The sequence below is a fragment of the Streptomyces roseirectus genome (assembly GCF_014489635.1).
Classification (GTDB): Bacteria; Actinomycetota; Actinomycetes; order Streptomycetales; family Streptomycetaceae; genus Streptomyces; species Streptomyces roseirectus.
On record NZ_CP060828.1, the window covers coordinates 8512725 to 8532530 of the forward strand.

Annotated in this window: 16 protein-coding genes; 3 read left to right on the top strand and 13 right to left on the bottom strand. The window is 73.2% G+C overall.

Annotated features, from left to right (window positions below; genetic code table 11):
* The 3 genes from IAG44_RS36905 to IAG44_RS36915 are packed head-to-tail and all read right to left on the bottom strand — an operon-like array spanning nt 1 to nt 2081.
* The gene (locus IAG44_RS36905) at nt 1–1170 is read right to left on the bottom strand and encodes a lactate 2-monooxygenase (RefSeq protein ID WP_187751416.1); all 1170 of its coding nucleotides are present in this window, start codon (nt 1168–1170) and stop codon (nt 1–3) included.
* A 9-nt stretch (nt 1171–1179) separates the two neighbouring features.
* Nucleotides 1180–1857, bottom strand: a complete 678-nt coding sequence (locus IAG44_RS36910; RefSeq protein WP_187751417.1) for an alpha/beta fold hydrolase — start codon at nt 1855–1857, stop codon at nt 1180–1182.
* Between the two features lie 41 nt (nt 1858–1898).
* Nucleotides 1899–2081 (bottom strand): hypothetical protein, encoded by a 183-nt coding sequence (locus IAG44_RS36915; RefSeq protein ID WP_187751418.1) that lies wholly within the window; start codon nt 2079–2081, stop codon nt 1899–1901.
* A 395-nt stretch (nt 2082–2476) separates the two neighbouring features.
* Here IAG44_RS36915 and IAG44_RS36920 point away from each other — a divergent pair, with 395 nt between their 5' ends.
* Nucleotides 2477–2911, top strand: a complete 435-nt coding sequence (locus IAG44_RS36920) for a subtilase-type protease inhibitor (protein WP_187751419.1) — start codon at nt 2477–2479, stop codon at nt 2909–2911.
* Between the two features lie 226 nt (nt 2912–3137).
* Here the strand turns inward: IAG44_RS36920 and IAG44_RS36925 are convergent, their stop codons facing one another.
* The 8 genes from IAG44_RS36925 to IAG44_RS36960 form a co-directional block, all read right to left on the bottom strand.
* Entirely contained in the window at nt 3138–3416 is a 279-nt protein-coding gene (locus tag IAG44_RS36925) for an STAS domain-containing protein (protein WP_343075757.1), read from the bottom strand.
* Between the two features lie 240 nt (nt 3417–3656).
* Complete coding sequence (locus tag IAG44_RS36930; RefSeq protein WP_187751421.1) at nt 3657–3971, bottom strand: hypothetical protein; 315 nt, start codon at nt 3969–3971, stop codon at nt 3657–3659.
* Nucleotides 3972–4024: 53 nt separating this feature from the next.
* The gene (locus tag IAG44_RS36935) at nt 4025–4627 is read right to left on the bottom strand and encodes a response regulator transcription factor (RefSeq protein WP_187751422.1); all 603 of its coding nucleotides are present in this window, start codon (nt 4625–4627) and stop codon (nt 4025–4027) included.
* Nucleotides 4628–5047: 420 nt separating this feature from the next.
* On the bottom strand, nt 5048–5647 hold the full coding sequence (locus IAG44_RS36940) for an RICIN domain-containing protein (protein WP_187751423.1): 600 nt from the start codon (nt 5645–5647) through the stop codon (nt 5048–5050).
* 918 nt (nt 5648–6565) lie between these two features.
* A complete protein-coding gene (locus IAG44_RS36945; protein ID WP_187751424.1) occupies nt 6566–9373 on the bottom strand; it encodes an NHLP bacteriocin export ABC transporter permease/ATPase subunit in 2808 nt (935 codons plus the stop codon).
* Nucleotides 9370–11541: an NHLP family bacteriocin export ABC transporter peptidase/permease/ATPase subunit gene (locus IAG44_RS36950; RefSeq protein ID WP_425508547.1), complete on the bottom strand. Its 2172-nt coding sequence runs from the start codon at nt 11539–11541 to the stop codon at nt 9370–9372. Before IAG44_RS36950 ends, IAG44_RS36945 begins: the two co-directional genes overlap by 4 nt.
* Nucleotides 11526–12329, bottom strand: coding sequence for an HlyD family efflux transporter periplasmic adaptor subunit (locus tag IAG44_RS36955; protein ID WP_187751425.1), 804 nt, complete (start codon nt 12327–12329; stop codon nt 11526–11528). Before IAG44_RS36955 ends, IAG44_RS36950 begins: the two co-directional genes overlap by 16 nt.
* A gap of 88 nt (nt 12330–12417) precedes the next feature.
* Nucleotides 12418–12624, bottom strand: a complete 207-nt coding sequence (locus IAG44_RS36960; RefSeq protein WP_187751426.1) for a type A2 lantipeptide — start codon at nt 12622–12624, stop codon at nt 12418–12420.
* 783 nt (nt 12625–13407) lie between these two features.
* Here IAG44_RS36960 and IAG44_RS36965 point away from each other — a divergent pair.
* Nucleotides 13408–14808 (top strand): S1 family peptidase, encoded by a 1401-nt coding sequence (locus IAG44_RS36965; RefSeq protein WP_187751427.1) that lies wholly within the window; start codon nt 13408–13410, stop codon nt 14806–14808.
* Nucleotides 14809–15084: 276 nt separating this feature from the next.
* Nucleotides 15085–15693 carry a response regulator transcription factor gene (locus tag IAG44_RS36970; RefSeq protein ID WP_187751428.1) on the top strand — a complete coding sequence of 203 codons (609 nt, stop codon included), beginning with the start codon at nt 15085–15087 and terminating at the stop codon, nt 15691–15693.
* A 13-nt stretch (nt 15694–15706) separates the two neighbouring features.
* On the opposite strand, the gene IAG44_RS36975 is transcribed toward IAG44_RS36970, so the two are convergent.
* Nucleotides 15707–17389 carry an ATP-binding cassette domain-containing protein gene (locus IAG44_RS36975; RefSeq protein ID WP_187753013.1) on the bottom strand — a complete coding sequence of 561 codons (1683 nt, stop codon included), beginning with the start codon at nt 17387–17389 and terminating at the stop codon, nt 15707–15709.
* A gap of 251 nt (nt 17390–17640) precedes the next feature.
* Nucleotides 17641–19692 (bottom strand): ATP-binding cassette domain-containing protein, encoded by a 2052-nt coding sequence (locus IAG44_RS36980; protein WP_246562359.1) that lies wholly within the window; start codon nt 19690–19692, stop codon nt 17641–17643.
* Nucleotides 19693–19806: the final 114 nt, after the last annotated feature.

The window sequence follows — 19806 nt, forward strand, 5'->3', positions numbered from 1 at the left end:
TCACACCGGGTCCTCCACGAGGTCGCCCGCGCCGACGGTCCCCGGGCGGGCGTGGCCGGACAGGGCGAGGGTGAGGTCGAACTCGGCGAGCAGACAGCGGATCACGTGCTCGACGCCGGGCTGCCCGTCGAGCCCCAGGCCGTAGGCGTACGGGCGGCCCACCAGGACGGCACGCGCGCCGAGGGCGAGGGCCTTGAAGACGTCGGCGCCCGTGCGGACGCCGCTGTCGAACAGGACCGTCAGCCGGTCGCCGGCCGCCGCCGCGACCCGGGGCAGCGCGTCGGCCGCCGCGACCGCGCCGGCGACCTGGCGTCCGCCGTGGTTGGAGACCACCACGCCGTCCATCCCGGCATCGGCGGCCAGGCGCGCGTCGTCCGGGTGCAGGACGCCCTTCAGGACGATCGGGCCCGCCCAGTTCTCCCGCAGGAACGCGAGGTCGGGCCAGGTCTTGCCGGGGTCCGAGAAGAGGCTCACGAACCGCAGCACCGCCGCGTTCGGGTCGTCCTGCGGCGACTTCTCCAGGCCCGCGAGGAACGCCGGGTCGGTGAAGTGGTTGGCGGTGCCCACGCCGCGCAGGAACGGCAGGTACGCCTGGTCCAGGTCGCGCGGGCGCCACGCGAGCAGCGGCGTGTCCAGCGTGACGACCAGGATCGAGCACCCCGCCGCCCGCGCCCGCTTGAGGAAACTCAGGGTCACCTCGCGGTCCTTGGACCAGTACAGCTGGAACCACCGCTCGGCGTCCCCCATCGCCTCCGCGACCTGCTCCATCGGCGTGCTGGACGCCGACGACAGCACGAACGGCACGCCCTGCGCGGCGGCTGCCCGCGCCGCCGCCGGCTCCGCGCCGGGGTGCATGATCGACAGCACCCCGACCGGCGCCAGCGCCAGCGGGGCGGACAGCGTGCGCCCCAGCACCTCGACGGACAGGTCCCGCTCGGCGACGTCCCGCAGCATGCGCGGCACGATCCGGCGCCGCTCCAGCGCCGCCCGGTTCGCCCGTGCGGTGCTGCCGTCCCCGGCGCTGCCCGCGACGTACCCGAACGGGCCGGGGCCCAGGCGGCGTTCGGCCATCTCCTCCAGCGCGGTGAGATCCGTGGGCAGGCGGGGGACCGCGCCCGTCATGCCGTCGAGGTAGATCTCGTACTGGAAGTCCGCCCGGTGCTGGGTCATGTCGCTCCTCTAGGCCGCGATCTCCCGCAGGACGCGGGCGAGTTCACGAGGCCGAGAGAACATGGGCCAGTGCCCGCTGTCCATACGGACCAGGTCCCAGGACGGGTTCCGGAGCAGTTCGGTGACCGCCGGGAGGGGTTCCTCGCCGTCCAGGAGGCACTTGATGTACGTCGCCGGGAGGGTGGGGAGCGTGCCGGTGAGGGCGGCCGGTTCGGTGAGGGTGGCGCCCGGGTGCGGGGTCGCGCCCGCGACGATCCGGGCCGCCTGTTCCGCCGTCAGCCCCAGCTCCACGAACTGCTCGACGGGCGGCGGCGGCCAGGAACCGCCGCCCGCCGCGACGGCCTCCCGCACCCAGTCGCTGTCCCAGCCGTCGAGGAACGACTCGCCGTCCACCGGCACGTTCGCGTCCACGAACACCACCCGCCGCAGCCGGTCCCCGATCCGCTCGGCCGCCTGCCCCACCGGCACGCCCGAGTAGCTGTGCCCCACCAGCACGACGTCCCGCAGATCCAGCCGCTCGATCTCCTCCACGATGTCCCGCACGTGCCGCTCCTGCCCTGCCGGCACCTCCCGCTTCTCCGCGAGCCCGGACAACGTCAACGCACGGGCCGACGGCAACTCCTCCACCACCTCGTCCCACGCCCACGCCCCGAGCCAAGCCCCCGCCACCAACACGAATTCGGTCATGTCCGCAAGGTAACCGACGGGTCTGACAGTGAGGGTGCGGACTACGTGGCCGGAGCCAGACCCTCGACGAACGCCCGGAAGTCCGCGGCCAGCGGGAGCTCCGTGCCGTCGTCCACGTCGAACCAAACGTGGTCCTCGCTCCACGACGTCGGTACATCGGTCGGAAACGCGTTCCACAGCTTCGCCACCGCCCCGCCGTTCTGGACCCGCAGGATCTCCAGCAACGAACGGGCTCGGTGGCGCCGGTGGAGGCTTGTTCTGGAGGGTGTGGGAAGCGTGCGGCGTGGGGGAGGGGCCCAGGCAGAGGTTCAATCGTCCACAAACGGCGGGGCAAGTGGATGGTTCGACCATTGTGTGGGGCGTGGAATGTTTCAGGTCGATTGCCGAACGTACGGAAACCAGCCATCCGGGCGCCGTTGCGGATCATGAAGCGCTTGCTTGCGGCGGTCTCGCGTTCGAATCCTGTAGCTTCACGCCACTGATTGAATACGCAAGGTTACTGAAATCCGTGGGGTCGAGGTGAACTCCGGCGCCGGAACCGGCAGAGTGGCGTCCGCCGCCCCAGCACCCACCCGGTGACCGGCGGCACAGACTCCAACCGAGCGGAAGGAAGCACACGATGCGGAACACCGCGCGCTGGGCAGTGATCGGCGGCCTCGCGGCCGTCACCGTGTGCGGGCCCCTCACCGGGTCCGCGCCCGCCGCCCCGTCCGCAGGCCAGGCATCCCTGTACGCGCCGTCGGCACTCGTGCTGACGGTCGGGCACGGTGAACGCGCGGCGGGCTCCACGCCGGCCCGCGCCGTCACCCTCACCTGCGCGCCGACGGCCTCCGGGACCCATCCGGCGGCGGAGCCGGCCTGCGCGGAACTGCGGGCGGCGGGCGGTGACTTCAGCGCCCTCGGCCGGCGCGCGAGCGGGCCCTGCACCAAGCGGTACGACCCGGTCGTCGTCACCGTCGACGGGGTCTGGCAGGGGCGGCGGGTCGCCTACGAGCGGACGTTCGCCAACGAGTGCGTGAAGAACGCGGGCGCGGGGAGCGTGTTCGCCTTCTAGCGGGCGGAGTACCGAACTGCGGTACGTGTGAGGTTTTCGAGACCGGAGTCGCGGGGTCCCTGTGGACGCCACGAAGGCTCGTGACTGGGGAGTGCGAGTCCTGGACACGGGTGGGCCTGCGGCTCCTTGGCCCCGGGGACCGGACGGGCGGGGTGGGGCCGCCCCCGGTCCCCGGGGTTCACTTCTGTGAGTCGCCGGGGCGACTTCATGACTCGCCGGGGCTGTTTCACGGCCCGCCGGGGATTTCGGTGAGCGGCGGGAAACGGCCCGTCAGGCGTGCCGCCAGCAGCAGTCGGCGTACCGCGTTCTGTCCCGTGACCAGCCGCAGCCGGCCGCCGCGCCCGCGCGCACGGTCGTCCGCGCGGCACAGCGCGCGCAGGCCCGAACAGTCGAAGAACGCCACGTGCCGCAGGTCCACGACGACATCCGGCGTCCCGCCGGCCGTGGCCGCGTCCAGATGCTCGGCCAGCAGGCCCACGGTCGCCATGTCTATCTCGCCGGTCACCTCGACCACGGTGAACCGGCCGTTCGATCTCGTACGCGCATGCGGATTCGCCGGCGGCGTCATGTCCGTTCCACCTCGGCAGGGGGGCACCTTCGGTCCCGGTAGCTACCCCGCCCCACCCCCGACCATCCCTGTGTGCCGCTCCGCAAGATCTGGTTCACCCGACCTGGTGAATTTCCGCACGGACAGTTGACTTTCGCCCCGCCGCCCTCAACTCGGGCCGGTCCGGGAGGCGTCCTTTCACGTGTGGTCCGACGGGAGGAGGAAGGCTGTGGCGAAGCGGTGCATCAGAGTGCGTTGGTGATGGTGCTCCCTGACCTCCCGGAGGCCGGTGATGACGGGAGCGGGGGCCTGGAACTCCAGGAGGGCGGCCGTGGTGCCGGAGTCGATGAGCAGGAGGGCGCGGACGTCGCCCGCAGGGGTGGTGTGAAGGGCGAGGAGGTGATGGGCATGGGGCGCGGCGGCCCGGAGTTGGGCGGTGTCGCACCAACGGGAGAGCTTGGCGGCGTCGAACTCGTAGAGGGCACCGGGCCGGGGGGCCTGGGGAGCGGACACGGACGTGAGTGTGGACATCGTCTTCCCTGTGCGTCGTGAGAAAGCGGCCGGCATCAGATCCAGCCCTGTCGTTCCGCGATGCGGATGGCGTCCACGAGACCCCGCGCATCGAGCTTGCCGACCACCGCCGAGAGCCGGTTGCGAGCCGTACCGACGCCGAGGAAAAGGCCCGCGGCGATCTCCTGCGCGGTCGCCCCGCCCGCCGCGAGCCGCAACGCCTGCGCCTCCCGGACGGTCAACGGCGTGTACGGCCAGGGGACGTCGGCGAGCCGGCGGGGCTCGACCGCGCGCGCCCCGGACGCGACCTCGAGGGCGGCGCGGGCGAGTTGCCGCCCCGACACGCTCTTGAGGACGTACCCGGACACCCCCGCGTCGAGGGCCTGCCGCATCCGGCCGGGACGGTCGAGGAACGTCAGCGCGATGGTCCGGCACGCGGGCGCGCGCGAGGCCGGCTCTCTGGCGAGCGTGAGGCCGTCCATGCCGGGCGCGTCCATGTCGAGCAGGGCGACGTCCGGCGCGGCCGACTCGATCGCGTCGAGCGCCTGCGCCTCGTCGCCCGCCTGGGCCCTGACCTCGATGCCGAGTTCGCCGTCGAGGAGCGCGACCAGACCCGCCCGCACGACCTCCATGTCCTCGACGACCAGGACCCCGATCACGTCCCCGTTCCCCCGCCCGAACCCACGAACGCACCTCCCTGCGACCCGCTCCGACCAGGGGCGACGCGTGCTGCCGGGCCCCGGTGCCCTGCTCGGTCATCGTCCCCCGGGCACGGCGCGAACGACTATGGGGGCCGACACCCATTCGGCGCCGGGCGGGGTTTCGGACGAACGGGGAGGGAAAAGCGGGGGAGTTGGCACGGCTGGACCCTGAGGGCGAGTTGGCGCGGCGGGACCCTGAACGGGCGCCGGCCCCGATCGCCGGGTGCCGCCCCCGCCGGGCCCCACTCGCCGGCCCCGCTCACCGGGCTCAGTTCGTCGGGTCCCGTCCGCCGGGCCCCGTCCACCAGCCCCACCCGCCATGCTCAGTCCGCCAGGATCAGCCCGCCGGTTCCCGCCGGCCCGCCCCGCCCGCCGTGCTCAGTCCGCCCAGATGTCCCACCACTGCTGCGACTGGAAGTTCTTCTGCCACAGCTGGACCCGGGCCCCGTTCCCCCATACGTTCGCGTCCCGGTCCAGGACGATGTTCCCGCCGCCGTAGAAGCGGGCGTTGTAGATGGCCCGGTCGCCCACCGGATGGGACCAGCTCTGCTGCGTCGTGTTGTTGCAGTCCCAGATCTGCACCTTCGTGCCGTTCGCGCCACCGCCGTTCGTGTCGGCGTCCAGACACTTCCCGGGGAAGCGGTAGCTCTCCAGCGCCCCGTTGTTCCACAGGTACCAGCGCTGCTGGGTCGTGCCGTTGCACTGCCAGACCTGGACGATCGTGCCGTTGCCGCCGCCGTTCGCGTCGACGTCGAGACACTGGGTCGTGGGCCGGTTGGCGAAGTCGTTCGTGATGCGCACGGGCAGGTCGAGCACCCGCTTCAGCGCGGGAGCGGCCAGCCCCTGCGCGGGGGCGGTCCAGTGCACGGGCTTGGTGAAGGCGGGCGCGGACGATCCCGCGCTCGCCGTGGAGGCGCCGGCCAGGGCGGTGACGAAGGCGACGGCGGTCACCACGGCCAGACGTCCGGTGCGGGGCATGTCTTCTCCTTGCTGCTCGGTGGTCGTTCCGGGAGCACGAGTCGATTGCCGTACGGAGGCCACCTCAGCACAGCCCCCCAACCCCCCGGCACACCCGAACAAGCCACACCCCACCCCACCGAGCGGAACCCGACCCACCTTCGAGCCCCGCCCCACCCGGCGCGCCCCGGACCCGCCCGCCTTCCCGACGGTCTGCTGCTGGGCTGTTGCCCGCCTGGCCCGGCGCGATGCCCGCCCTCAGCGCTTCCCGCCGCACCCCGGAGTCGGCTTTTCCAGCGACCGGATGCCCGGCCGCAACCTGCCCGGCCCCGCGCTATACCCGCCCCCAGCCCTCCCCGCCCTTCCCATCGCCCCCGCTGCCTCGCCGCCTCCCGCCCCGCCCGCTCCCCGGCCGGCCCCGCACCCCGCCGGCCTCCCCCCTGCCACCCTCGCCCGGCCGCAACCTGCCCGGCCCCGCGCTATACCCGCCCCCAGCTCTTCCCGTCGTCCCCGCGCCTGCCCGTGCCCCGGCCGCCCTCCAGTCCTTCCCGCTGCCCCCGCGCCTGCCCGTGCCCCGGCCGCCCTCCAGTCCTTCCCGCTGCCCCCGCGCCTGCCCGTGCCCCGGCCGCCCCCAGCTCTTCCCGTCGCCCCCGCGCCTGCCCGTGCCCCGGCCGCCCTCCAGTCCTTCCCGCTGCCCCCGCGCCTGCCCGTGCCCCGGCCGCCCCCCAGCTCTTCCCGTCGCCCCCGCGCCTGCCCGTGCCCCGGCCGCCCCCCAGTCCTTCCCGCTGCCCCCGCGCCTGCCCGTGCCCCGGCCGCCCCCAGCTCTTCCCGTCGCCCCCGCGCCCGCCCGCGCCCCGCCCGCGCCCGCACCCCGCCGGCCTCCCCCCTGCCACCCTCGCCCGGCCCCGGCGCCCCCTCCCAGGAGCCCGCGCACCCCCCCTACGCCAACTGCCTCCGCACCAACTCGTGCAGCCTCCCCCCGACATCCGCCAGCAACTCCGCCGGCGCCCCCTGCTGCGCGATCTTCCCGTTCTCCATGACCACCACCCGGTCCGCGTCCATGACGGTCGACAGCCGGTGGGCGATGACGAGCCGCGTCGCGTTGAGCTTGCGGGTCGACTCGATGACCACCCGCTGCGTCTCGTTGTCCAGCGCGCTGGTCGCCTCGTCGAAGAACAGGATCCGGGGCCGGCGGATCAACGCCTGGGCGATCATGAGGCGTTGGCGCTGCCCGCCGGAGATCGCCCCGGCGCCGGAGACGATGGTGTGCAGCCCCATCGGCATCCGCTTGATGTCGTCCGCGAGCCCAGCGAGTTCGGCGGCGGCCATCGCCTCCTCGGGCGTGTAGGACTCGGTGCCGCAGATGACGTCGAGGATGGACCCGCTGAACGGCTGGGCGTGCTGGAGGACGACCCCGCACTGCCGGCGCACGGCGGACTGGTCGAGCGCGGCGAGGTCCTGCCCGTCGTACAGGACGCTCCCGGACACCGGCCGGTCGAACCCGATCAGCAGCCGCAGCAGCGTCGACTTGCCGCACCCGCTGGGCCCCACGACCGCGACGAACTCACCGGGCCTCACCTCGAAGGAGACGTCGTCGAGGACGAGGGGACCGTCGTCGGAGTAGCGGAAGGAGAGCCGGCGCGCTTCGAGGGCCCCGGTCAGCGGCCCCGGCCGGGTCGCGGCGCCCCGCACCTCGGGCACCGCGTCGAGGACGGGCCGGATCTCCTCGAACAGCGGCAGCGCGGCGACCGCCGACACGAACGCCCCGGTCAGCGAGGTCACCGAGGTCAGCAGCATCGTCACCGACGTGTTGAAGGTGAGGAAGTCCGACGCCGACATGCTCCCGCGCGCCGGCCCCGCGAGCAGCATGAACATCAGCAGCGAGCACAGCGGCAGGTACACCGCCCCCAGCACCGTGTTGAGGTTCTTGATCCGCCCGAGCCGGTGCTGGAGCTCACGGCTGCGGGCGAACTCGGCGGCCCAGGCCGCGTACGCGTAGTTCTCGGCGGCCGCGACCCGCAGCTTCGGCAGCCCCCGCAGCGTCTGGAACGCCTGGTTGTTGAGCTTGTTGGACAGGACGACCAGACGCCGCTGCCACCGCACCTGCCACAGCCCGAGCCCGAGGAAGGTCGCCCCGATGACGACGAGCATCCCGATCGCGGCCAGCGCCATCGGCACGCTGTACCACAGGAGCAGCCCGAGGTTCATCGCCCCGACGGTCAGCGCCTGCGCCACGGACGGGCCGATGCCCGCCATCAGCCGCCGGATCCCGCTGATCCCCATCGCCGCGCTGGCCAGCTCACCGGTCGAGCGGGCCGCGAAGAACTGCGTGGGCAGCCGCAGCAGCCGGTCCCACACGGCGGGCTGGAGCGTCGCCTCGATCCGCCCTTCGAGCCGCAGGATCGTCAGGTTCTGCAGCAGCGTGAACGCGGCGGCGACGACACTGCTGAGCATCACCGCCAGACACACCTGGACGATGAGCCCTTCCTGCGCGCGCGGCACGTACTGCCCGAGCACCTTGCCCGTGGCGATCGGCACCAGCGCCCCGAGCGCGACCGTGACGAGCCCGCTGAGCAGCAGCATCGAGAGGTCGCCGCGCGTCCCGCGCATGCTGAACCGCAGCAGCCCCAGCGGCCCCATCGGCCGGTCGGGCAGCGGCCGGTAGAACATCACCGCGCGCGGCTCGAACTCGCTCGCGTTCGCCTTCTCGACCGGCGTCTCCCGCCCGGTCCCGGGATGGACGGCGACGTATCCGCCGCGCCGCCACAGCAGCGCGACCGGCGCCCCGGACAGTGCCCGGTGCCCGACGAGCGGGCCGACGTCGTCGCGCCACCAGCGCCCGTCGAGCCGTACCGCCCGGACCCGGACCCGGGAGGCGAGGGCGACCTGTTCGACGGGGTCGAGCCGGTCGTTGACGGCGCCCATCCGCGCGGGCTCCGTCAGCGGGATCCCGGCGGCCCGCGCGACCAGCTTGCACGCCGCGAACGTGGCATCGGCGTCGGCGGACGTCGTCCGGCGGGCCGAGGGCTTCTTGATGGACGCGAGGAGGGTCCGGTCGGCCTGGGCGCGGACCGCCTCACCGGCCTTGATGCCGGCGGCGGCCCGCGTCTCGTGGGTGCGCTCCAACTGCTCGATCCACCGGTCGAGGGTGGTGAGCAGCCGGTACTGCTGGTCGACCATGCTCTGCCAGACCGCCGGGTCCATCAGCAGGTCGGCGGCGGCCTCCTGGCCGTAGAGGGCGCCGTACTGGACGCTGCCGGGCGGCACCTGCATCCAGAACACGTCCTCGTCGGTGACTTCGGCGGCGCCCATCGGCGCCTGGAAGAGGATGGAGAGGCTGCGGCCGACGCCCAGGGAGAGCGCGTACTCCAGCGGGCTCGTCGTCAGCGGCGCGTACTGCGGATTGCCGTACTCGTCGTACGACCACACCTCCTGGGGCACCGGCTGGTACAGCTCCCGCAGCCCGATCCGGTGCACCACGCAGTCCCGCACGGGCCGCGCCACCAGCGTGTGCTGGGCCCCCGCGACCGGACCGAGCAGCAGCGACCCGGTCTCCAGGCGGCCCAGGTGATGCCAGTGCCCCTCCTGCCCGGCGTCCACCGCGAACAGGTCCAGCGCGCCCGACGCGACGAGCCACAGCACCTGCGGCCCCTCCAGGTCGAGGCGCGCCGAGCCCGCGCAGTCGAACCGGACGCCCGACTGCCCGAGCGCGCCCAGGACCAGGTCGCCCTCCTCCACCGCCGTCACCGCTCCCTCACCAGCGCCGCGTACGCGCCGCCGCGCGCCACCAGTTCCTCGTGCCGTCCCCGCTCCACGATCGTGCCGTGCTGCAGGACGACGATCTCGTCGCTGTCGCGGACCGTGCTGAGCCGGTGCGCGATCACCACGCAGGCGCAGCCGCGCCGCCGCAGGTTGTCCATCACGATCAGCTCGGTCTCCGCGTCGAGCGCGCTGGTCACCTCGTCGAGGACCAGCACACTGGGCCGGCGCACCAACGCCCGCGCGATCTCCAGACGTTGCCGCTGCCCGCCGGAGAAGTTGCGGCCGTCCTGCTCGACCTTGCTGTGGATCCCGCCGGGACGCCGCATGACGACGTCGTACAGGGCGGCGTCGCGCAGCGCCTCGGTCACCGCGTCGTCCGTGATGGACGGGTCCCACAGCGCCACGTTGTCGCGCACCGACCCCTCGAACAGGAACACCTCCTGGTCGACGAAGGACACGGACGCGGCGAGCGCCCCGCGCGGAATGTCGTCCAGACGCTGCCCGTCGATCCGGATCACGCCCTCCCACGGCGTGTACAGCCCCGAGATCAGGCGGGACACCGTCGACTTGCCGCTGCCCGAACCGCCCACCAGCGCGACCTGCTGCCCCGGACCGACGGTGAGGTCGAAACCGGACAGCAGGGGCTTGTCCAGCGGGCTGTAGCCGAAGGTGAGGTTCTGGAGTTCGACGTGCCCGCGCAGCCGGCGAGCCGAGTCGGCGCCGCCGGGACGGTCGTACAGCGGGTCGGCGCGGAAGTTCTCCACGTCCTTCAGGCGGGCGACGTCGGCGGCGAAGTCCTGGATGCGGCCCGCGACACCGTTCAGGCGGGTCAGCGGGGCCGTGAAACGGGCGACCAGCGCCTGGAAGGCGACCAGCAGACCCACCGACAGGTGCCCCTCGATCGCCCGCATGCCGCCGATCCACAGCAGCAGGGCGCTGTTGAGGGTCGCGAGCGTCGGCGCGACCACCCCCAGCCAGGCACTCGGCACCCCGAGGCGCTGCTGCTCCTCGAGCGTCGTCGCGTGCTGCCCGGCCCACTTGCGGAAGTAGCCGTCCTCACCGCCGGTCGCCTTCATCGTCTCGATCAACTGGAGCCCGGTGTAAGCGGTGTTGGTCAACCGGGCGTTGTCCGCGCGGAGTTTGGCCGTCCGGGTCGCGCGCAGCCGGATCACGACCCGCATCGCGACGATGTTCAGCAGCGCCACCCCCACGCCCACGAAGGTGAGTTGGGGATCGTAGGTGTAGAGGAGGACGGCGTACAGGATGACGACGACCGCGTCCACGCCGGCCGACGCGAGGTCGCGGGCCAGGGTCTCGGCGACGGCGTCGTTCGACTGGAGGCGCTGGACGAGGTCGGCGGGGCTGCGCTGGGAGAAGAACGTCACCGGCAGCCGCAGCAGGTGGCGCAGGAACCGGGCGCTGGAGAGCGTCGAGGAGATGATCCGGCCGTGGTGCAGGTTGGCCTGCTGGAGCCAGGTCAGCGCGACGGTCAGCGCCACGCAGGCCGCCATGGACGTGAACAGCACGCCCAGCAGCGAGGTCTGACCCCCGATCAGGAACATGTCGATGTACTGCCGGCTCAGCGCGGGCACCGCCGCGCCGACCAGGACGAGCAGCAGGCTCGCGAGGACGGCCGCCGGGAGCGTCCCCGCCGTCCCGCGCAGCCGCGCCGGCATCGCGCCGAGCACGCCCGCCTTGCGCCCGCCCTTCTCGAAGCCGTCGCCGGGTTCCAGGACCAGGACGACGCCGGTGAAGCTGCCGTCGAAGTCCTCCATGGGCACGAACCGGCGGCCCTTGGCGGGGTCGTTGATGAACACGCCGCGCCGGCCGAACCGGCGGCCCATGCCGTCGTAGACGACGTAGTGGTTGAACTCCCAGAACAGGATCGCCGGCGTCGGCACGCCCTCCAGGGCCGCCAGGTCCATCTGCATGCCCTTGGCGGTGAACCCGTAACTGCGGGCCGCCTTCAGGAGGTTGCTCGCGCGCGAGCCGTCACGTGAGACGCCGCACGCGATGCGCAGCTCCTCCAGCGGGACGTGGCGGCCGTGGTGCGCGAGGACCATCGACAAGGAGGCGGCGCCGCACTCGACGGCCTCCATCTGGAGCACGGTCGGCGTCCGGACCGTCTTCACGCCGCTCACGGCAGCAGCCAGTCGACGGGCCGCTGATCGGCCAGCTTGATCGAACCGCTCGCGAACGTCATCGAGTCGAGCGTGAACGGCGGCCCCTCGGCGGACGACCACCGGTACCCGCTCTTGGTCTTCGCCGTGTCGAGCTTCACCAGCACCGCCACCGGACGCCCCTTGCTGGTGAACTGCTCGCCGAGCTGGCTGTCCCCGAGGAACGCGGCGATCTGCTGCGCCGACTGCGCCGCGCGGTCCACCGACTTCACATGGCCGCGCAGCACCCCGTACCGCTGCGTGGGGACCGTCTGGACGGTCAGGTCGACGGCGGCGTCCTCGGGGATCGCGGCGGCGTTCTCGGCGGGGACGTACACGGTCGCGTACAAGGGGTCCTTGGGGCTCGCGACCTTCTCGACGGCGGCGACGTTCGCGCCGGTCCCGATGATCTGGCCGATCGTCGCGGCGAGCGCGGTGAGACGGCCGGCGGCGACGGTGCGGACGACCGTGTCGCCCTGGGCGGTGCGCACCTTCAACAGGGGCGCGTTCGCGGGAAGTTGCTGGCCCTCCTCGGCGAGGACGGCGGTGACCTGCCCGGCGGCCGGGCTCTGCAGGATGTAGCTGCCCTCGCCGTGGGTGAGGACGGCGGGCGCGCTCACCGTGGAGGCGACCGAACCGGTGACCGCCCACACGGACCCGGCACCGATCGCGACGACCGTCACCGCCAGCACCAGCCAGCCCTGCGGACGCGCGAAACGCACCGGGAGATCGAGGTCTTCCGGCGACTGGAGCTTGCTCAGGGCCTGCCTGCGGAACTGCATACGACCTTCACGGGGCTGGGGACAGAAAGCAGCGAAGAGCCCCGGAACCGGGTCCCGGCTCCGGAGCTCAGCGACTGTGGGGCGACGGTCAGAGACCGGCGACCAGGTTGGTGACCGGGGCCACGCTCAGGCCGGTGACACCCTCGACCGTGCTGACGGCCGTGTTGAGGACGCCGGAGACCGGGGCGATGTTGTCGACCAGGCCGGTGACCGTGTTGAGCGCGTTGAGGGTCAGGCCGCCGGAGACGTTGTCGAGCTCGGCGTCGGAGATCTCAACGGTCTGGATGGAGTCCATGATGGAACTTCCCTTCCTGATGGATGTGCTTGAGGGGGTGACCCCCGTAGGCCGGGGGAGCGGGCCCCCTCGGGGGGACGACTGGATCAAAGCAGTCCGGCACCGGGGCTTCCAATCAACCGCCGTCCGGTCACGGGCAGTTGAGGCCCGAGCGGCGGGAAGCGTGCAGGCGCGTCCACGTCGCGCCGCCCACTTCTTCACACGTTCCCGCTTGAAACGCGCGGCCGTTCGCACTGCGGCGCGGTGGCGAATCCGGCACTCCGCCGTCAATCGTTTCCGGCTCCTTGCGCAGTTGTGCAGGAGGCGCGCCCGAGGTGACTCCGGTGGGCAATCGGTGTGCAGATTCCTTGGAGCGGGGGTTCGGCGCGGGATTGTCGGCGGAAAGTCACCGGCCGGTCACTGCGGGGTTCGGAAGCGTCGGCTCCCGTTGCGAGCGGCGAGATTGAGACAACCGGAGCGCACGCCGCCGCACGTGCCGGGAACGCGCTCCGGGCCACCGTCCGCGAACGGCCCCGATGCCGTCGCCAACAGGCGTGACCAGCAAGGACGGTGGTGTGCGCGAGTGTGTCCTTAGCGGGTGAAACCGGCCTGGGGGATCTTGTCGGGTTCGGTGACGCTCAACGGCATATAGGGGGTTGGCCGATTCGCCGCTGTGTGCGAGAGAACCGGAAACGGGTTTGAACGCGGCCCGCGGACCCCGCGTACTCATGGCCACCAAGGCGCCGCTGTACGGAGCTGCCGACGAGGCAGCACAGACCCCGTCCCCTCAGGAGGTCGACGAAGTTGAGTCACAAGCGAATCCCGAAGCGCAAGGCAGCGATAGCCGTGGGCGGTGTGGCCGCGCTCGGAGCGGCCGCGCTCCTGCTGCCCAACGCGAACGCTTCGCAGGACGGTGACACGAACGCCTCCACCATCACGCCGAAGACGCTGAAGTCCTCGGGCGCCGTCTCCGACCTCGCGGGCCGGCTCGCCGGCCTGCTCGGCGAGTCGTTCGCCGGCTCCTACTACGACACCGACGCCAGCCAGCTGGTCGTCAACGTCGCGAACGTCTCCGGCGGCAAGAGCGACATCGTCGTCCAGGCGCAGAAGGCGGGCGCGAAGGTCCGCGAGGTCGCCAACAGCGCGGCCGAGCTGGAGCAGGCCGCGCAGATGCTGAAGACCCGGGCGACCATCCCCGGCACGTCCTGGGCCGTCGACCCCAGAACGAACAAGGTCCTCGTCACCGCCGACTCGACGGTCACCGGCGCCAAGTGGGACCGGCTCGAATCGACCGTGAACGCGCTCGGCGCGGACGTCGCCACCGTCAAGAAGTCGGCCGGCACCTTCAAGACGTTCCTCTCCGGCGGCGACGCCATCTTCGGCGGCGGGGCCCGCTGCTCGGCCGGCTTCAACGTCACCGCGGGCGACGGCTCGCCCGCCTTCCTCACCGCCGGGCACTGCGGTGTCGCCGAGGAACAGTGGGCGGACGCCGCGAACGGGCAGCCGATCGCCACCGTCGACCAGGCCGTCTTCCCCGGCGAGGGTGACTTCGCGCTCGTCAAGTACGACGACGCCGCCACCGAGGCGCCGAGCGACGTCAACATCGGCGGCGGCCAGAACGTCCAGATCCTCCAGGCCGCCGACGCGACCGTGGGCACCCAGGTCTTCCGGATGGGCTCGACGACCGGCCTCGCCGACGGCCAGATCCTCGGCCTCGACGCCACCGTCAACTACCCCGAGGGCACCGTCACCGGCCTCATCCAGACGAACGTCTGCGCCGAGCCCGGCGACAGCGGCGGCTCCCTCTTCACCCAGGACGGCAGCGCCATCGGCCTCACCTCCGGCGGCAGCGGTGACTGCAACGTCGGCGGCGAGACGTTCTTCCAGCCGGTGACGACGGCCCTCCAGGCGACGGGCGCGACCCTGGGCAACGGCGGCGCGGGCGACGCGGGCGCGGGCCAGGAGGCCGGCAACGGTCAGGACGCGGGCAACGGCGTCGGTGACAACGGCGCGGGCGCCGGGAACGGTGCCGGTAATGAGAACGGCGTAGGCGACCAGACCGGGAACGAGGCCGGCCAGGAGGCCGGGAACGGCGCCGGCGACAAGGCCGAGGGCGGCCTCGAAGGCGTCGTGGGCGGCCTGAACCAGAACGACGGACAGGGCCGGGGCGACAAGCAGAACCAGGACAGCGGCCAGAACCACTGATCCGCTCCCCGTACGACCGGAAGTCCGGCCCTCCTCCCCGGAGGGCCGGACTTCCGCCGTTCCCCCGCCCCCTGGCTCACTTCAGCGCGCTTATACCCCCCGAACGCGTCCGTACCCGGCCGAACCGAAGCGCGCGACGGCGTCCGGGCGCCGTATGTGCGCCCCCGCGCATCGCCCTGGCCGGTTCTCCGCCCTCACAACGGGACGCGGGAGCCAAGAATGGGGCACGCATGACGACATGACCATCCGGCGGGCGGGCGAGCTGAAGGGACGGCAGTGATCCGGGTACTTCTGGTCCACGACGAGTGTCTGGTGCGGACGGTGCTGGCGAGATGGCTGGCGCGGGAGAGCGACCTCAAGGTCTACGACACCTCCTGGCGCGGCGCGCTCGCCCGGGTACGCAGCGCGCGGCCCGTCGTCTGCGCGGCCGACCTCGACTGCATGGACACCTACGGCATCCCGCCGCTGGGCGAACTCTGCGCGCCGGGCGGCGACCGCCCGGTACCCCACCTGCTGGTCCTCGCCAGCGGGAACCGGCCCGGCCTGTTGAAACGGGCCCTCGAAGCGGGCGCGCTCGGCTACGTCGACAAGGCCGGGCCGCCGGAGCAGTTACTCGACGGGATCCGGACCGTCGCCCAGGGGGAACGTTTCATCAACGACTCCCTCGGGTTCGGATTCCTCAAGGCCGCGCAGATGCCCCTGACCCGGCGCGAACTGAGCGTGCTGTCGCTCGCCGCCGAAGGGGTCTCCATGGCCGAGATAGCGGGGCGGCTGCACCTCTCGCACGGCACCGTGCGCAACTACATGGCCGCGATCACGCGCAAGACGGGGGCACGCAACCGGATCGACGCGATCCGGATATCGCGGGGGCAGGGATGGTTATGACGGCCCGGGACGGCTACCGCGCCTCCCAGCGGCCGACCAGGTCGCGGTACAGGGGCGAGGACTCCAGCAGCTCGGCGTGGGTGCCGCAAGCGGTGTTCGGGCCGTCCATCACGAGGACCAGGCCGGCCCGGCGGGCCGAGGCGATGCGGTGGGCGACGACGATCAGCGTGCCGTTCGGGCGCGCCGCGAACGCCCGCTCCGCGCGCTCCTCCGCCGCCGGATCCAGGTGGCTGGTCGCCTCGTCCAGCACGGCCAGCGGGGCGGGCGAGAGGTAGGCCCTGGTCAGGGCGATCAACTGGCGTTCACCCGCCGACAGGGCCGCCGGGTCGAGCGTCGCGTGCGGGCCGCCCAGGGTCTTCATCAGCTCCGCCGACCCCACCGCCTCGGCGCCGGCCCACAGTTCGGTCTCCGCGACGGGGTCCGCGCGCAGGTGGGTCAGGTTCTCGGCCAGGGTCCCGCTGAACACGTACGCCTCCTGCGGGATCAGGACACGGTCGGCCCGCGCGTCCGGGGCCGGCCGCCCGCCGATCCGCACCTCGCCGCCCGTCGGCGTGAGGGTCGCCGCGACCAGCCCGGCCAGCGTCGACTTCCCGATCCCGCTCGGGCCGACGACGGTGAGGTGGGCGCCGGGCGGCAGGGACAGGGTGAGGCCGTCGACGACGGGCGTGGACGCGGGGCCGTAGGCGAAGGTCAGGCCCGTGAGGGTGAGGCCGACGCCGCGCGGGCCGTGCGGCGCGGGGTCCTGGGCGGGCAGGGCCCCGGTGTTCCTCGTCAGCCGGCGCAGGACGACCGTCAGACGCGAACCGCTCGTACCGAGACCGTGCACCAGGGCGTTCAGCGCCGGCAGCAGAGACTGCGTGACATACGCGAACGCGCCCAGCAGCGCGCCCGGGGTGACGTCGTGCGCGAGGAGCCACGGGGCCGTCAACAGCAGCAGGACGACGGGGAGTTGACCGCCGATCGCCAACGCCGCGACCCTCGTCACGCTCCACCTCGCCAGCGCGCGCGCCGCCCTGAACTCCGCGTCGATCAACCGCGCCGTGTCCCGGCCCGTCTCCTCCTCCGCGCCGGCCGCCGCGATGTCCCTCAACCCCGGCGCCACGACCCCCAGGTGCGCGGCCAACGCCTCGTCCGCCGCCAGGTACGCCTCCTGACGCCGGGCCAGCGGGCGCAACGTCACCACGAACAGGGCCACCCCCGCGGCCAGCGGCGGCACGACGATCACGAGGAGCGCCGGGGCCAGCGAAAAGAGTCCGACGAGGGCGCCGGCCGACGTGAACACGAACGAACGGGAGACCATGACCAGGCCGGCGAACGTATCGCGGGCGATCTCCACCTGCTGCGTCAGCCCCGAGATCGCCCCCCGCTCCCCGTCCCTGACTCCCCGCCGGACCACCCCCGTCACCAACCGATCCCGCAACGGCTCCACAAGATCGGCAACCCCTCGATAAACCCGCCCGGTCCCCACCGCCCCCACCAACACCCCACCCCCCGCCACCCCGAGCCACCCCATCCCCACTCCGACCCTCCCCGCCAGAAACCCCTCATCCAACGCCCGCGCCAACGCATACCCGAGCAAAAACGTCTGCCCCGCTTCGAGAAGGGACCAGAGGGTGAGCCGCAGAAGCACGAGCCGGTGAGCGAGGAGGTAACGGAGGGCGCGGGGGAGGAGGGGGGTGGGGGTGGGAGGGAGCATGGTGTGGTCGGCGGGGGCGGGGTGGGTGCGGGGTGCGGAGTGCGGGGGAGTCGGTGTGGGGTGGTCGTGCGTGTGGGGTGTGTACCGGGGCAGTGGACGCTCGCCGTCGGCCTGGGCCTCGTGCGGGGCACGCCTGCTCTCCGTGCCGGAGTCCCGGGTGGGCCCGGTGTGGTCGTCGCCCGCAGGGCGTTGCCGTTCCGTAAGTCCCTCGCCTGCGTCGAACCCGCGCGCCGGGGACGAACCGTCGCCGTTCACCGCGCCCCCTCCCCGGTCGACCCACCCGAACCGTCGGCCGCGTCAGCACCCCCGCCGAACAACCCCCGATACCCCGCCACCCCCCACAGCTCCTCATGCCGCCCCACCGCCCGCACCCTGCCCCCCTCCAGCCACACCACCACATCCGCCCGAGCCGCCGTCGCCGCCCGATGGGCCACCAGCACCCGGGTCGTCGGGTCCGCCGGGGACAGGAGGGACTCCGTGATCCGGTGTTCCGTGATCGTGTCGAGGCTGGACAGCGCGTCGTCGAGGACGAGGAGACGTGCCGGACGGGCGAAGGCGCGGGCGAGGCCGAGGCGTTGGGCTTCACCGCCGGAGTGGGGGGCGTCGGCGCAGGGGGTGTCGTAGCCGTGGGGGAGGCGGGCGATGAACTCGTGGGCGTACGCCTTGCGCGCCGCAGCCGAGGCCAGAGCAACGGTCCCGGCCAAGGCGGGGGCTTCGGCCGAAGCCGGTTCAGCGGATACCACTGCCTCGCCCGGAACAGCCGGACTTGCCGGAGCCGCCGGACCGGCTTGGGTCGCCGGATCGGCCGGGGTCGCCGGCCCGTCCGAAGCCCCCGACTGCACCTGAGCCGCCCACTTCGCCCGAGCCCCCGGCTTCGCCCAAGCCCCTGGTTCCCCCCGAACCCCCGCCCCCCTTCGCCTCTTTGTTCCACCCCGCCCCTCCGCCTCACCCCGAACGGCCGCCCCTGCCCGCTCCCCTTCCCGAGCCGCATCCCCCGACCCAGCCCAACCCCCCCTCCCCGAGCCCAGCATGATCGTGTCCGTGATCGTCGTACCCAGCAGCACCGGCCGATCGAAAGCGCAGGAGATCGAAGCGCGCAGGTCCGTGCGGGACAACTCGTGCAGCGGGACCCCGTCCAGCAGGATCTCGCCCTCGGCAGGGTCCGCGAGGCGGGCGATCAGCGCGGCGAGGAGCGACTTGCCCGACCCGTTGCGGCCGACGACCGCGAGGGTCGTGCCGCCGGGGACGTCGAGGGAGACGTCGTCGAGGACGACGCGGTCGTCCCGCACGCCGCACACCCCGCGCAGCTCCAGCCGGCCGGGGCCGGGAGGGAGGGGGTGGGTGCCGTAGGCGGGGGGACGTTCCGTGTGGACCTCGGCGAGGCGGCGGGCCCCCGCACGCGCGCGGACGAGCCCGGCCAGCTGGCCGGTGAGGACCCCGACGCCGGTCGCGAGGACGGCGTAACGGGAGGCGGCGAGGACGTCACCGGGGGACAGGCGATCCTGGGCCAGGAGGTACCCGGCGACGGCGACCACCCCGAGCTGGAGGAGCGGCGCCACGGCGACGGACTGCGCCGCGGCCCGCCCCTGGACGCGCCACATACGGCGCCCGGCGTCGGAGAGTTCCGGCAGCGGACGCAGAACGCGGGCAGCGTCACGCGATGCCGTACCGGCCGCCTGGATCGTCCGAACCCCGTCGACGGCCTCGGAGAGCGCGGCCGCGATCCGCCCCTGAACCTCCTGATAGCGGACGACACACGCGGACGTGTCCCGCGCGAGCACCCGCAGGAACACCGCCAGCACCGGCGCCCCCGCGAGGAACACGACGGCGAGCCAGGGATCGAGCACCCCCAGCGCCACCACGCCCCCGACGGGCCCGGCGAGCGCGGCGACCAGTGCCGCCCGTGCCGCGGGCGACGCCCCGGCCTGCGCCCCGCTCCCCACCACCCGCGCGACGAGATCCCCGGCGTCGAACCGCCCCCGGGGCCCGAGCGCGAGCACGTGCCGCACGACCCCCCGCCGCAGGAACGCGGCCGTCCGCGCGTCCACGGTCCCGGCGAGCACACTCGTGCAGCCGTCCAGCACCACCGCCACCCCCACGACCGCGAGGCACCACCCCACCCACCGCCCGGCGGGCTCCCCGGCGAGGAGCAGGTCGAGCGCCCGCCCGAGCAGCGCCGGCAGCAGCAGCCCGCACCCCGTCGCGGCCACGCTCACCAGCAGCAGCGCGGCACACCGCCCCCCGCTGTGCCGCAGGGCGTCCCGCAGCAGCCCCCGTGTACGCGCGCCGACCGGATCAGCCACCCGGCACCCCTCCTTCCCCGGACGCATGACCCTGGACGCACGACCCAGAGGGCCGTCCCGTACGGGAACGGCCCCCAGGGCTTCGCGCTAGAGACGACAGATCGATGCCGTCAC